Origin of the sequence: Skermanella stibiiresistens SB22, from assembly GCF_000576635.1 — a bacterium.
Classification (GTDB): domain Bacteria; phylum Pseudomonadota; class Alphaproteobacteria; order Azospirillales; family Azospirillaceae; genus Skermanella; species Skermanella stibiiresistens.
Map to the genome: position 1 here is coordinate 76,225 of NZ_AVFL01000004.1, position 14,023 is coordinate 90,247.

Here is a 14,023-nt window from a genome sequence, read left to right on the forward strand (position 1 = left end):
GTCGCATGGAGGTATATATCCCGATGATTGCAGTTTTATGCCGTCTTACGCGCTTCCCGGATCATCCGCCCTCAGAACGCGTAGCGGATGCGGCAATAGGGCATCTCGCGGGCGAGCAGGTCGCGGAAGACGGCGATCAGCTTGCCCTTGATCCGCGCCCGGTACCGGACATTGGCGGCGCCGTTCTCCGAAACCTTGGCCTCCTGCCAACGCGGCGTCCACAGCAGGTCCTCGGCCTTCGGGTGCCAACGCAGGTTGACCTCGTGCAGGGCTTCGTTATGGGTGAGGAAGATCACCTCGGCGGCCAGTTGTTCCTTGGCGCGGTCCGACAGGGCCGCGTCGACCTGCCGGAACAAGTCAGTGTAGTCGGAGGTCCAGCCGTCATAGACGACGACCGGACTGAAGTTGAGGTGAACCTCCCAGCCGGCGCGGACGAAGTCGTCGATCGCCGCGATGCGCTCGGCGATCGGGGAGGTCCGCACGTCGAGCGTGCGCGCCAGCTCCGCCGGCATCAGGCTAAAACGGATGCGCATGCGGCCAGCGGGATCGTAGTCCAGCAGGTCGCGGTTGACGTGCTTGGTGGCGAAACTGCCCTTGGCGTTGGGCAGGCGGCGGAACAGGGCGGTCAGATCGCGGACGTTGTCGCAGATCAAGGCATCGACCGAGCAGTCGCCATTCTCGCCGATGTCGTAGACCCAGGCTCGCTCGTCCACTTGGTTGGGCTCGGTCTTGGGCCCCAACTTGGTGGCGTGGCGCTCGATCGTGGCGGCGACGCCCTCGATGTTGACGAAGGTCGTGATGGGATTTGCGTAACCCTTGCGGCGCGAGACATAGCAGTAGACGCAGGCCATGGCGCAGCCGTTGGAGTGGGAGGGAGCGATGAAGTCGCCACTCCGCCCGTTGGGCCGGACGGAGAGCGACTTCTTGACGCCGATCACCAGCACGCCCCGCTTGGTCCTGACCCATTCGTCGACCTTGTCGCTGTCGCCATGCAGGTCGGGGATGTTCCAGTGCGAAGCGACCTCGACGCGCTCGGCGCCGGGAAAGCGGTCGAGGATCTGCTGGCCGCGCGGATGCGCCGCCGCCGCCGGCTCGTACAGGATGCGGGCGACGTCCAGGGGCGGGATGGTCATGCGCCGACCGTACCCCCCGAGACCACGCCGAGGCCGAGGGCGTCGCGTTCCAGGTCGTCCACCGCCAGGTTCTTGGCCTTGGCCTCGACCTCGAAATCAGCCCAGGCCATGTGTTCCGCCACCAGCCGGTTGACCGCGTGGTTCCACATCCGCTGGGAATGCGCCCGCAGGTCGCGGGCCTTCAAGCCCCGGGCGCTCAACACGGCGTAGTCGGGCAGTTCCTGGTCGGGCCAGCCGTCCAGCAGATCCTCGCGCGAGACGCTGACATGGGCGATCGGCCGGACGCCGCGCCAGGACTGGACGATGGTGGCGACGCGGGGATCTTCGGCGCGGATATACTCCCCGGCGCTCTTGACCCAGTGGTGATGGAGGTCGAGCACGATCGGCACCGCGTCGGCCAGCGGCAGCAGGTCGTCCAGCCCATAGGACATCTCGTCGTTCTCGACCGTCACGAGGTTGCGGGCGTCGTCCGACAGCAGCGCCAAGCCGCGCCGGAAACCCGCGACACCCTCGCCGCGACCGCCGCCATGGATGTTGACGTGGGCGCCGTGGGGATGCCAGCCGCCGGTCAGGCCCATGATCCTCAGGATGTCGGCGTGGTATTCCAACTCGTCGATCGAGTTCTTCAAGGTCGCCGGGCTGGCGCTGTTGATGACGCAGAACTGGTCGGGGTGCAGCCCTATCCGGATGCCGGCCTCGCGCGCCTTGCGGCCGGCATGCTCCAGGGCGGTTTCGACCAGCGACCGGATCGCCGGTTCCTTGTATAGCGGCAGGCCGACGGGGTGGGTGTAGACCGGCAGCAATCCGCTGTTGACGCGCAGCAGCCTGCGATAGGGCGGGTGCCGTGCCACCTCGGCCAATTGCAGATGCAGCGATTGGAGGTTTCGCCGAAGCACCTCCTCCAGCTTGGCGGCCGCGCGGGCGCCGTCCAGCTTGGTCAGCGTCGCCACCGTCACGGTGCCGGGGTTCATCCGCTTGGCCGTCTCGGCGTCGCCGTCGGGTGGGATGTACTGGCAGCACCAGCCGAAGCGCGGCCCATCCATCCGGGGGCCATCCTGGGGCGATGGGCTCGGGGTGCTGACGGTATCGGGCATCGGGGCTCTCCGGACAAGGCGGCCGAACGGGGTCGGCAGCCTGATATGTGTCGGAAGAGGCCTCAGTCCACCCTAGGGCCGTCCACCCTAGGGCCGTCCACCCTCAGCCGGTGGGGGTGTCGCCGTCCGGTCCCGCCATCGACTCCCGCCAGTCGGCCACGAAGGCGTCCAGCGCGGCACGCGCGGCGATCCAGTCGGCATGGGCCTGGGCCGCCGATTTCTCGATGTTGGCGCGTTCGCGCTCCTGGAACTTCAGCAGGTGGAGGGCGCGTTCCTGGGCTTGCAGAAAGACGTTCCTGGCCCGCTGTTCGGCGGTGGCGACCCGCTGCCACTCTTGCGAGACATCATAGGCCTGGGAGAAATCACGGGCCATCTCTTCGCCCTCCTACCGTACACGCGCGGGCGGCGCCCGGCTGGGCCCACCATAGCGCCAACCACCGGAAGGGCAACCCCGTCGAAGCGTTTGCCCCTGGGCCATGGGGCGGCGTACAAGTTGAGGGCGAGACATAAGTTGCGGGAGGAACCAAAAACATGATCGCCACCATCGCCATGCCCAAGCTGATGCTGATCGGCGGCGGGTCCATCGCCCAGGTCGCCGACACCCTGGCGAAGCTGGGCATCAAGCGTCCCTTGATCGTGACCGATCCGTTCATGCGGGACAGCGGGGCCATCGCCAAGCTGACCGACCCGTTGACGGCGGCCGGCATCCCCTTTGACGTGTTCGCCGACACGGTGCCCGATCCGACCACCGAGGTGGTCTACGCCGGCGCCCGGATGCTGTCCGACGGTGGCTTCGACGGCATGATAGCGCTGGGCGGCGGCTCGCCGATCGACACCGCCAAGGCGATGGGCGTGATGGCGGCCAATCCGGGCAAGATGCGCGACTACAAGGTGCCGAACCCGATCCCCAACGAGAGCCTGCCGCTGCTGGCGATCCCGACCACCGCCGGGACCGGATCGGAGGCCACCAAGTTCACCGTGATCACCGATACCGAAACCGACGAGAAGATGCTGATCGCCGGGGCCGGCGTGATCCCGCAGGGCGCCATCGTCGATTTCGAGCTGACCCTGAGCTGTCCCTTCCGCCTGACGGCGGACACCGGCATCGACACGCTGACCCACGCGATCGAGGCCTATGTCAGCCGCAAGGCCAACCCGTTCTCCGACAGCATGGCGCTGGCTGCCATGGCGCGGGTGGCGAAGCATCTGCGCACCGCCTGTTTCGAGCCGGGCAACCGCGAGGCCCGCGAGCAGATGATGCTGGCGGCCAACCAGGCCGGCATCGCCTTCAGCAACGCGTCGGTGGCGCTGGTCCATGGCATGAGCCGCCCGATCGGCGCGCATTTCCACGTGCCGCACGGGCTGTCCAACGCGATGCTGCTGCCGGCCGTGACGGCGTTCTCGCTGCCGACCGCGACCGCCCGATACGCCGATTGCGCCCGCGCGATGGGGGCCTGCGCTCCCGGCACCGACGACGAGACGGCCGGCGTCGCCCTGCTGGATGCCCTGAACGCGCTGAACGCCGACTTGAAGGTGCCGACTCCCCAGGCCTATGGCATCGACGAGGGCCGGTTCATGGGGCTGCTGACGCTGATGGCCGAGCAGGCGCTGGGTTCGGGCTCGCCCGGAAACAACCCGCGCGTGCCGACCGCGGAGGAGATCGTCAGCCTCTACCGGGACATCTACGCCGCCTGACGCGGCCAAAGGGGGAGGGTTCGGCCATGGAACCGGAGAACACCGACGGTGATAAGACGGACTGGCGGGAGAACGGCGTGCGGGTGGTCAAGGGCGACCAGCTCGACTCCAACACGCCTCAGACGCCGGGGATGAACCGGGCGGCGGCCATCAACCACGCGCGGGTCGGCGCCCAGAAGCTATGGGCCGGGACGGTCACGATCCATCCCGATGCCAAGACCGGCGCCCATCACCACGGCGACCTGGAAAGCGTGATCTACGTCGTGCGCGGGCGCGCCCGGATGCGCTGGGGCGATGCGCTGGAGTTCACCGCCGAGGCGGGGCCGGGCGACTTCATCTACGTCCCGCCCTTCGTTCCGCATCAGGAGATCAACGCCAGCACCGACGAGCCGCTGGAATGCGTCCTGGTGCGGAGCGACCAGGAGGCGGTCGTGGTCAACTTGGACATACCCATGGTCGAGAAGCCCGAGACCGTGGCCTGGGTCGATCCGATCCACAAGCATTGAAACTGACAGCCCCGGCGGGAGGAGAACTCCCGCCGGGGCTTTGGTTAGGGCTTACACCCGGCCGTAGGTGTCGGTCAGGCGGACGATATCGTCCTCGCCCAGGTAGGAGCCGGACTGGACCTCGATCAGGTTCAGCGTCACCTTGCCGGGGTTCTCCAGGCGGTGGACGGCGCCCAGCGGGATGTAGATCGACTCGTTCTCGCGCAGCAGCACCTGGTCGGCGTCGCGGGTGACCAGGGCCGTGCCGTTGACGACGACCCAGTGCTCCGCCCGGTGATAGTGCTTCTGGAGCGACAGCGTGGCACCCGGCTTGACGGTCAGGCGCTTGACCTGGAAGCGCTCGCCCTCGTGCAGGCACTGGTAGAAGCCCCAGGGCCGGTGGACGCGGCTGTGGATCTTCGCCTCCGGACGGCCCTCCTTCTTGAGCCGCTCGACGATCTTCTTGATGTCCTGCACCTTGTCGCGGCTGGCCACCAGGATCGCGTCGTCGGTCGCCACCACCACCACGTCATCCAGCCCGACGACGGCGGTCAGCACGCCTTCGGAGCGGATGTAGCAGTTCTTGGCGTCCTCCGTCATGACATCGCCGACGAAGACGTTGCCGTCCTCGTTCTTGGCTCCGATGTCCCACAGGGCCGACCAGGCGCCGACATCGGTCCAGCCGATATTGGCCGGGACGACGACGGCGCTGTCCGTCCGCTCCATCACCGCGTAGTCGATGGAGATGCTGGGAGCGGCGCCGAAGGCGTCCGGGTCCAGGCGGAAGAAGTCGAGATCGCGCGAGCCCTTGGCGATCGCCTCGCGGCAGGCCGCCACGATGGCCGGCTCGAACTTTTCCAATTCGGACAGCAGCTTGGCCGCCGAGAACAGGAACATGCCGCCATTCCAGAAATGGCCGCCGGCCGCCAGCATGTCGGCCGCCTTCTCGATGCCCGGCTTCTCCACGAAGGCGTCGACCAGGAACACGCCGGAATGGGCGGTCAGTTCGGCGCCTTGGCGGATATAGCCGTAGCCGGTCTCGGGCTGGGTCGGCGTGATGCCGAACGTCACCAGATTGCCGGCGGCGGCGGCGCCGGCCGCGGTCTCCACGGCGGCGTGGAACGCGGCCGGATCGCGGATCACGTGGTCGGCCGGAAGCAGCAGCAGCAGGGCGTCGGGGTCCTGATCGGCGATGATCAGCGCCGCCACGGCCGCGGCGGCGGCGGTGTTGCGGCCGACCGGCTCCAGGGCGATGGCGAACGGCGTCACCGAGATCTGGCGCAATTGCTCCGCGATCACGAACCGATGCTCGTCGTTGCAGATCACCAGCGGCCGCGCGAAACCCTCACCCGCGACGCGGCCCACGGTGTCCTGAAGCATGGTCCGTTCCCCGACCAGCGGCAGAAGCTGCTTTGGATAGCTTTCCCGCGAGATCGGCCAAAGGCGCGATCCCGAACCGCCGGAAAGGAGAACTGGATGGATGGTCTGGGCACTGTTGATTGGAGGCATGATCTCAGCTCGTCCGTGTCTGTTTGACACAATGCAGCAAAAGGTGCGGGAATTTCAGCAGTTTTTCGAGTAGTGGCCATCATCTGACGGGTGTATCAAAAGCTGATCCACCCTTTCGATAACGGTTTGCACCGGAATATCGGTCATGTCGCGGCCGCCGAACTCTTGCGCGGTGATCGCACCCCCGACGGTTACCCTGGGCTGGAACTTCGCCGCCGGAGTGGGGCCAAAAAGGGTTAGCAAAGGGATGTCGGCGGCGCCGAACATGTGGCTGACGCCACTGTCGTTGGCGATCGCGGCACTGAACCGGCGGGCCAGCGCTATGGTCCGCAGCGGCGTGAACGCGTCGCCCCAGACGGACTGGTCCTGCTCGGGGAACAGGGCGGTTGGCACCGCCTCCGCCAGCTGGGGCAGCCATTCCAGCTCGTCCGGCCCCAGGATGAAGACGGGGACGCGACCCTGTTCGGCCTGCGCCTTGGCGACCGCGACGAAGCGGTCGAGCGGCCAGCACTTGAACCGCTTGCCGGCGCCAGGTGCCAGACCGACATAGACCGGCCCCGGCGGCAGCGCCGCCTCCGCCTTGGCCGTCAGGTCGCCGGGCAGGCGCAGGCCGGTCGCGACCTTCGGCACGGCGCCGGCGGCCAGCCTCACCAGGTCGGCCAGCCGATCGACCATGTGGGACGGCCGGATCTGGCTCGGTGGCGGTTTGCGGTCGGACAGCCGGAACCCGAAGGAGCCGGACACGAACAGGTCGTGCGGCATCCTCCGCATCGTCAGAGTGCGCCACAGCGTCGTCTGGGTGTCAATGATCACCGAGAACCGCTGGCGGAAGGGCAGGGGGCGGAACACCCCGCCGACGCTCTCGCCGATGCCGCTGTCCTGACGGAACTCGTCGATCAGCCCGGTCATGATCGGCTGGAGCCGCCCGGCGTAGACGGTCTTCCGCGTGGTGATCCAGGTTATCCTGGCGGTTGGATAGGCCGCGCGCAGCATCCGCACGAACGGAAGCTTGTAGAGGCCATCGCCAATGATCTCCTCATAGCTGAAGACGGCGACGCTTTCGGCCAGTGCGGAGTCAAGCTGTGAGGCGGTCATGGCGGCGTGTGGATCCACGGGGGGATCAATAGGCCGCGTAGGATTTCTCTTCCACGATCTCGCTGTCGAGCAGCTCGTTGATCTGGCGCTTGACGGCGGCGCGGCGGTCGTTGGTGTGGTAGACGGCGCGGGCCAGTTCGATGAAGGGGCCGCCGAAGTCGCGCGCCCGCTCCAGGTCGCGGATGTCGTCCTCGATCCTCCACAGGCTCTCGTTGATCGCCTTCAGGTCGGCGGTCAGCGCCGTCAGGGCATCGCTCGACGGCACCTGTTCCGCCAGCACGCGCGCCAGCACGTCATGTTCGTGTTGGACGTTCCGCAGCTTGGCGGGGTCGGCGATGTTGGCCTTCTTGATCTCCAGGATCGTCAATTTGTCGATCAGCTCGCCGGGAGCCACTTCAATCAGGATAGCCATCACGTCGTTCCTGGTTTGCCGCTGGGGATGTCAGCCTCGTTCGATGAGCTTCCTCCTAGCACAGCGGACGCCCGCCCGCCAATGAGGCCATTTTCGGACGAAGCGGCTTTCAGCCATAGGCGGCGGACGGTCGCCTCGACCACATCGACGGTCAGTCCGCCCATCAGGGAGATGTCCCCCGTGCGAAGCGCGTCCGGGATCCGCGCCGCCAGATCCTCGAACGCCTCGGGGGCGGCGGCGTGGTCGGCGAGTTGGCCCCAGGGGCGGTAATGGTGTGCCGGGGTCGGGCCGAACAGCCCGACCGTGGGGATGCCGGTGGCGGCCGACAGGTGCATCTGGCCGCCATCGTTGCCGACATAAAGCGCGCAGCGCTCCAGGCACGCGGCGGCGACCAGCAGCGGCGTGTTGCTCATCAGGTCGATGCGGCGGGCCGGTTCGATCGCCGCCAGCACGGGTTCCGCCTGGACACGCTCCGCCGGGGAGCCGATCACCGCGACCCTGCCACCGGGCAGGATGCCGTCGGGGCCGGTCAGGCGCAGCGCCAACTCGGCGAACCGCTGGGATGGCCAGCGCTTGTGCTCGTGCGTCGAGCCCGGCCCCAGTGCCAGCACGGGCGGACCATCGGGGATCAATTCCGCCGCGGCGGCCCGCTCGGCGGGGCCGATCCACAGCCGGGGATCGGGGGGCGGATCGAGGCCGAGAACCTGGCCGATCTCCTCGACCCGGTGGAGGCGCTGGCCCTTGGCCCGGCCGACCCGTTTGACCTCGCGCGCCAACAGCAGGCGGGAGACGGCCGAGTTCCGCAGGTCGATCACGAGATCCCACCGGGTGCCGGCCGTCGTCAGCCACAGGTCGAGCCAATGCCGGTGCCGCTTCCGCTTCTCCATCACGATGACGCGCTCGATGTTGGGCGCATGGGCGAGCAGGGGTGCGACGATACGCCCGCAGACCACGGTGATCCTGGCGTCGGGATGCTTGTCGATCAAGTGGGCCAGCAGGCCGCTCGACAGGATGAAGTCGCCGATACGGCTGTTGCCGATGAACAGAATACGCAAGGCTGGCTCCCAGGGTTCCGACACGGTCAACCGCGCCCGGCTTATAGCCGCCCCGCCCGGGCGAGCCAAGAAGTCACCTTGTCAAAGGCGCGTCCCGCGAATACGTGATGATATCCTTTCAGTTGATCCGGTTCCCTGATCCGACCCATCGACAAACCGCCGTGGAGCCATTTCATGACCAAATCCTACGTCACCCTGGCGCCGCGCGGCATCCTGGCGATCGGCGGCGACGACCGCGTCGCCTTCCTCCAGGGGCTGGTGACCAACGACGTCACCAAGGTCGGCCCGTCCCAGGCGGTCTATTCCGCGTTCCTGACGCCCCAAGGCAAGTACCTGCACGACTTCACCATCAGCGAGGTGGATGGCAGGCTGTTGCTGGACTGCGAGGCGGAGAGGCTGGCAGACCTCCAGCGCCGGCTCAAGATGTACAAGCTGCGCTCCAAGATCACGCTGGAGGACGCGACGGCCGCCTACTCTGTCACAGCGCTGTTCGGCGAGGGCGCGCTGGAGGCGGTGGGATTGACGGCCGAGCCGGGTGCCGCCGCTCCCTTGGGGGGTGGCGTCGTCTTCACCGATCCCCGCTTGGCGGCGCTGGGCGCCCGGGCCATCCTGCCGCGCGGGACCGAGGTCGCCGCGCTGGAGGACTTCGCACCGGCCGATGGCGACGCCTATGAACGCCTGAGGCTGGAAGCCGGGGTGCCCGACGGCAGCCGCGACATGATCGTCGACAAGGCGATCCTGCTGGAGAACAACCTGGATGATCTACAGGCGATCTCATGGCAAAAGGGCTGCTACATGGGCCAGGAACTGACCGCCCGCACCCGCTATCGTGGCTTGGTGCGGAAGCGCCTGATGCCGGTGACCGTCGAGGGTTCCCTGCCGGAGTCCGGGGCCATCGTGATGCTCGGCGACAAGGAGGCCGGAGAGATGCGGACCGGGGCCGATGGACGGGCGTTGGCGCTTCTGCGGTTGGAGGAGGTTGAGCGTGCCAGGGCGGAGGGGCTGCCACTGGTGGTGGGCGATGCCACCATCGTGCCGGTGAAACCGGATTGGGCCACCTGGTGAGCGTCGTTTGAGGTCGCGCCGCGGCTGTATTGGTTAATGGTCGGAGAAAAATCGATTCGGCGTGCGTGATGATTTCCCGCACGGCGTGTTGGGGAAAGGGAAGACACGAGACTGAAACCAGTTCAAAGGAGTTCTTCGATGCGTAAGGAACTGATCGGCGCCGCCTCGGCCTTGGCCCTGATGACGGGCGCCGCGTTCGCGCAGGGTACTTCGACGACTGAGCCATCCTCCCCGACAGCCAACCCGCCCGCGGTCGCCGCTCCCTCCGCCATGGATACCGCCCCGATGACGGGCGAGTCCGCCAACTCCGCGCTGTCAACGACCGGATCGACGATGGATCAGGCCAGCGCCGAGGATCTGATCGGCAAGGACGTGATGGGGAGCGACGGTGAGAAGATCGGATCCGTCCAGGACGTGATCCTCGATCCAACGTCCGGATCGGCCGAGCAGGTCGTCATTTCCAGCGGCGGCTTCCTCGGTATCGGCGCCAAGCAGATCGCCGTCAACTATGGGCAGGTCAAGGTTCAGGCCGACGCGGATGGCGACGAGGATCACCTGACGGTCAGTAGGATGACACAGGCCGATGTCGAGGGCATGCCGGAATTCGAATACAACGACACCATGACCTCGTTCAACAAGAGCGGTGACACGGGCGCCACGGCCGACCAGCACGGAACCACCCCCGGCGCCGCTGGCATTTCCGGCGCCAATGGTGGAACGACGAGCGGCAATACCCAGTAGTCAAGTTGCCTGAAGGACCGGGTGCGCGCCGGGGACCGACAGCCTCGCACGCACCTGGGAGAGCCCTCGGAGCACCGCTCCGGGGGTTCCTCATGTCCGAAAGGCGAGATCAGAGCAGACGCTGGGAAATCGCCCGCAACTCGCCGAAGGGGGCGGTTCCCGGCGCCAAGTCGATCGTTCCGGCGCGGCGCACGCCCTCGCGGCCGAAGCGCTCGCGGATCGCCTCCACCAGCCAGACCCGCGCCTGATCCTGACGCTGGCTGGCGAGACGGCCGGTCCGCGCCAGCCAAGCGGCGTGATCGTCCAGCGCGCGGATCAGATCGCCGATGCCTTGGCGTTGCTGGACCGACAGGGCCAGCACGGGGATTTCCCAATCGCCCCGGGCGGCCTCGGCGAGGCTCAAGGCTCCCTTGACGTCGGCCCGGGCCCGCTGGGCGGCGGCGCCGAGGTCGGCCTTGGTCACGGCGACGATGTCCGGGATCTCGACTATGCCAGCCTTCATGAACTGCAGGCTGTCGCCCGAGCCGGGCTGGACGCAGAACACGACCGTGTCGGCGGTGCCGGCGATATCCGTCTCGGACTGGCCGACGCCGACGGTCTCGATCAGCACGACATCATAGACGGCCCGCATCAGGACCATCGCCGCGACCGTCAATCCCGCCAGACCGCCCAGGCGGTCGCGCGCGGCCATCGAGCGGACGAAGCAGCCAGCGTCCTCCGGATCGGTGCCAAGGCGGGTGCGGTCGCCCAGCAGGGCGCCGCCGCTGCGGCGGGACGACGGGTCGACCGCGATGCAGCCGACCGTTCGGTCCAATCGCCGGTATTCCGAGATCAAAGCACCGGTCAGCGTCGATTTCCCGACGCCGGGTGGGCCGGTCAAGCCGATCACGCGGGCGATCGGGTCGTTGTGGGCGGCATCCAGCAGGTCCGCGGTGGCGGCGCCGTCGGGATCGCGCTCGATCCCAGCCAGCGCCGCCGCCAGGGCCGCCTTCTCTCCGCGCGCCAGGGACGCGCGGAGCTTGGTCAGCGTCACGGGGCTTCTCAGTCCCGGTTGGCGCGTTCGGTCGACAGCGCCGCCTGCGCCGCCGCCAAACGGGCGATCGGAACGCGGTAGGGCGAGCACGAGACGTAATCGAGGCCGATCGTCTCGCAGAAGTGGACCGACGCCGGGTCACCGCCGTGCTCGCCGCAGATGCCGAGCTTGATGTCCGGACGGGTCGCCCGGCCGCGCTCGGCCGCGATCTTGACCAACTCGCCGACACCCTCGACATCGATGGTCACGAACGGGTCGTGCTCCAGGATGCCGCTCCGCTGATAGTCCGGCAGGAAGCTGCCGGCGTCGTCGCGGCTGATGCCGAAGGTGGTCTGGGTCAGGTCGTTGGTGCCGAAGCTGAAGAACTCCGCCGTCTCGGCGATATCACCGGCCCGCAACGCCGCGCGGGGCAGTTCGATCATCGTGCCGACGAGGTATTCGATCTTGCGGCCGCTGCTGCTGATCACCTCGGCCGCGACCTTGTCGATCACGGCCTTGAGGATGTCGAACTCCTTCTTGGTGCTGATCAGCGGGATCATGATCTCGGGGATCACGGTCTCGCCGCTGTCCTTGAAGACCTGCGCGGCGGCCTCGAAGATCGAGCGCGCCTGCATCTCGTAGATCTCCGGATAGGAGATGCCGAGACGGCAGCCGCGGTGGCCGAGCATCGGGTTCGACTCGTGAAGCTGTGACGCGCGGTGGCGCACCTTCAGGATGTCGGTGCCCGCCCCCTTGGCGACCTCCTCCATCTCCTCGTCTGAGTTGGGCAGGAACTCGTGCAGCGGCGGGTCGAGCAGGCGGATGGTGACCGGCAGGCCCTTCATGATGGTGAAGAGCTCGACGAAGTCCTGACGCTGCATCGGCGCGATCTTGGCGAGCGCCGCGCGGCGGCCGTGTTCGGTCTCGGCCAGGATCATCTCGCGAACGGCGACGATCCGGTCGGCGTCGAAGAACATGTGCTCGGTGCGCGACAGGCCGATGCCTTCGGCGCCGAACTTGCGGGCGGTGCGGGCGTCCAGCGGGGTTTCCGCGTTGGTCCGGACCTTCATGCGGCGGATCTCGTCGGCCCAGCCCATCAGGGTGGCGAAGTCGCCCGACAGCTCCGGCTGGATCGTCGGGACGGCGCCCAGCATGACCTCGCCGGTCGAGCCGTCGATCGTCACGGTGTCGCCGGCCTTGATGGTGACGCCGCGGACGGTGACGGTCTGCGCCTTGTAATCGACCCGCAGGTCACCGGCACCGGCGACGCAGGCCCGGCCCATGCCGCGCGCGACCACCGCCGCGTGGCTGGTCATGCCGCCGCGGGTGGTCAGGATGCCGCGCGCGGCGTGCATGCCGTGGATGTCCTCCGGGCTCGTCTCAATCCGGCACAGGATCACCGACTCGCCAAGCTGGGCCTGGGTCTCGGCCTCGTCGGCGCTGAACACCAGCTTGCCCGACGCGGCGCCGGGCGAGGCCGGCAAACCACGCGAGATGACGGTGCGGTCGGCCTTCGGGTCCAGCGTCGGGTGCAGGAGCTGGTCGAGCGAGGCCGGGTCGATCCGCTTGATCGCCTCGGCGCGGTCGATCACGCCCTCGTTCGCCAGATCCACCGAGATCTTCAGCGCCGCCGCGGCGGTGCGTTTGCCGGTGCGGGTCTGGAGCATGTACAGCTTGTTCTGCTGCACCGTGAACTCGATGTCCTGCATATCCCGGTAGTGACCCTCCAGCTTCAGGCGCACCGCGTCGAGCTGATGGAAGACCTCGGGCATGACCTCTTCCATGGACGGCAGGTCGGACTTGTTGGCCTCTTTGCCGGCGATGGTCAGGTGCTGCGGGGTGCGGATGCCGGCGACGACGTCCTCGCCCTGGGCGTTGACGAGATATTCGCCGTAGAAGGCGTTCTCGCCGGTGGACGGATTGCGGGTGAACGCCACGCCGGTGGCGCAGTCGTTACCCATGTTGCCGAACACCATCGCCTGGACGTTGACTGCGGTGCCCCACTCGGCCGGGATCTCGTGCAGGCGGCGGTAGGTGATGGCGCGCTGGTTCATCCAGGAGCCGAATACAGCGCCGATGGCGCCCCACAATTGCTCGTGGACGTCCTGCGGGAACGGCCGGCCAAGCTCGTGCTCGACCACCTTCTTGTAGCCTTCGATCACCGCTTGCCAGTCGGTCGCGACCAGCTCGGTGTCGAGCGTGATGTTGCGGTCGCGCTTGACGTTCTCGAGAATGTCCTCGAAGTGGTGATGCTCGACGCCCAGAACGACGTTGCCGTACATCTGGATGAAGCGGCGATAGCTGTCATAGGCGAATCGGGCGTCGCCGCTGCGCTTGACCAGGCCCAGCACCGTCACGTCGGTCAGGCCCAAGTTCAGCACGGTGTCCATCATGCCCGGCATGGAGGCGCGGGCGCCGGAGCGCACCGAGACCAGCAGCGGGTTCTCGGGATCGCCGAAACCGGCGCCGATGCTACGCTCCACCGTCGCCAGGGCTTCCGCCACCTGCGCCTTCAGGTCCGACGGATAGGTCTTGTCGTTCTTGTAATAATAGGTGCAGAGCTCGGTGGTGATGGTGAAGCCGGGCGGCACGGGCAGGCCCAGGTTGCTCATCTCCGCAAGGTTGGCACCCTTGCCGCCAAGCAGGTTCTTCATTTCCGCCCGGCCTTCGGCCTTGCCGTCGCCGAAGCTGTAGACCCAGCGGGTTGTGACCTGATTACCCATGGTG

The 14,023-nt window shown here is 67.5% G+C and carries 13 protein-coding genes; 4 read left to right on the forward strand and 9 right to left on the reverse strand.

Going from position 1 to position 14,023, the window contains the following annotated elements; translation table 11 throughout:
* Positions 1–71 precede the first annotated feature (71 nt).
* The 3 genes from N825_RS07060 to N825_RS07070 form a co-directional block, all read right to left on the reverse strand.
* Positions 72–1,133 (reverse strand): spore photoproduct lyase family protein, encoded by a 1,062-nt coding sequence (locus N825_RS07060; protein ID WP_037448977.1) that lies wholly within the window; start codon positions 1,131–1,133, stop codon positions 72–74.
* Positions 1,130–2,227 carry a UV damage endonuclease UvsE gene (locus tag N825_RS07065; RefSeq protein ID WP_063833654.1) on the reverse strand — a complete coding sequence of 366 codons (1,098 nt, stop codon included), beginning with the start codon at positions 2,225–2,227 and terminating at the stop codon, positions 1,130–1,132. The genes N825_RS07060 and N825_RS07065 overlap by 4 nt, the downstream gene beginning before the upstream one ends.
* Before the next feature lie 103 nt (positions 2,228–2,330).
* Positions 2,331–2,600, reverse strand: coding sequence for a hypothetical protein (locus tag N825_RS07070; protein ID WP_037448980.1), 270 nt, complete (start codon positions 2,598–2,600; stop codon positions 2,331–2,333).
* Between the two features lie 158 nt (positions 2,601–2,758).
* Here N825_RS07070 and N825_RS07075 point away from each other — a divergent pair, with 158 nt between their 5' ends.
* Positions 2,759–3,922, forward strand: a complete 1,164-nt coding sequence (locus N825_RS07075; protein WP_037448983.1) for an iron-containing alcohol dehydrogenase — start codon at positions 2,759–2,761, stop codon at positions 3,920–3,922.
* A gap of 26 nt (positions 3,923–3,948) precedes the next feature.
* A complete protein-coding gene (locus tag N825_RS07080) occupies positions 3,949–4,428 on the forward strand; it encodes a cupin domain-containing protein (RefSeq protein ID WP_037448986.1) in 480 nt (159 codons plus the stop codon).
* A gap of 51 nt (positions 4,429–4,479) precedes the next feature.
* Here N825_RS07080 and N825_RS07085 read toward each other — a convergent pair whose 3' ends face one another.
* From N825_RS07085 to N825_RS07100, 4 genes are read right to left on the reverse strand one after another with little or no spacing between them, the layout of a single operon-like run.
* Entirely contained in the window at positions 4,480–5,916 is a 1,437-nt protein-coding gene (locus N825_RS07085) for a mannose-1-phosphate guanylyltransferase/mannose-6-phosphate isomerase (protein ID WP_037448989.1), read from the reverse strand.
* Between the two features lie 54 nt (positions 5,917–5,970).
* On the reverse strand, positions 5,971–7,011 hold the full coding sequence (locus tag N825_RS07090) for a glycosyltransferase family 9 protein (RefSeq protein ID WP_051511674.1): 1,041 nt from the start codon (positions 7,009–7,011) through the stop codon (positions 5,971–5,973).
* Between the two features lie 25 nt (positions 7,012–7,036).
* Positions 7,037–7,423, reverse strand: coding sequence for a DUF6165 family protein (locus tag N825_RS07095; protein ID WP_037448992.1), 387 nt, complete (start codon positions 7,421–7,423; stop codon positions 7,037–7,039).
* Positions 7,423–8,478, reverse strand: a complete 1,056-nt coding sequence (locus N825_RS07100) for a glycosyltransferase family 9 protein (protein WP_063833658.1) — start codon at positions 8,476–8,478, stop codon at positions 7,423–7,425. The genes N825_RS07095 and N825_RS07100 overlap by 1 nt, the downstream gene beginning before the upstream one ends.
* 174 nt (positions 8,479–8,652) lie before the next feature.
* Between N825_RS07100 and ygfZ the strand changes: the two genes are divergently transcribed.
* A complete protein-coding gene (gene ygfZ / locus N825_RS07105) occupies positions 8,653–9,543 on the forward strand; it encodes a CAF17-like 4Fe-4S cluster assembly/insertion protein YgfZ (RefSeq protein WP_037448994.1) in 891 nt (296 codons plus the stop codon).
* A gap of 138 nt (positions 9,544–9,681) precedes the next feature.
* Positions 9,682–10,284: a PRC-barrel domain-containing protein gene (locus N825_RS07110; RefSeq protein ID WP_037448996.1), complete on the forward strand. Its 603-nt coding sequence runs from the start codon at positions 9,682–9,684 to the stop codon at positions 10,282–10,284.
* Between the two features lie 109 nt (positions 10,285–10,393).
* On the opposite strand, the gene N825_RS07115 is transcribed toward N825_RS07110, so the two are convergent.
* Complete coding sequence (locus tag N825_RS07115; protein WP_037448999.1) at positions 10,394–11,317, reverse strand: ArgK/MeaB family GTPase; 924 nt, start codon at positions 11,315–11,317, stop codon at positions 10,394–10,396.
* A gap of 8 nt (positions 11,318–11,325) precedes the next feature.
* Positions 11,326–14,019: a pyruvate, phosphate dikinase gene (gene ppdK, locus N825_RS07120; RefSeq protein WP_037449000.1), complete on the reverse strand. Its 2,694-nt coding sequence runs from the start codon at positions 14,017–14,019 to the stop codon at positions 11,326–11,328.
* Between the last annotated feature and the right edge of the window lie 4 nt (positions 14,020–14,023).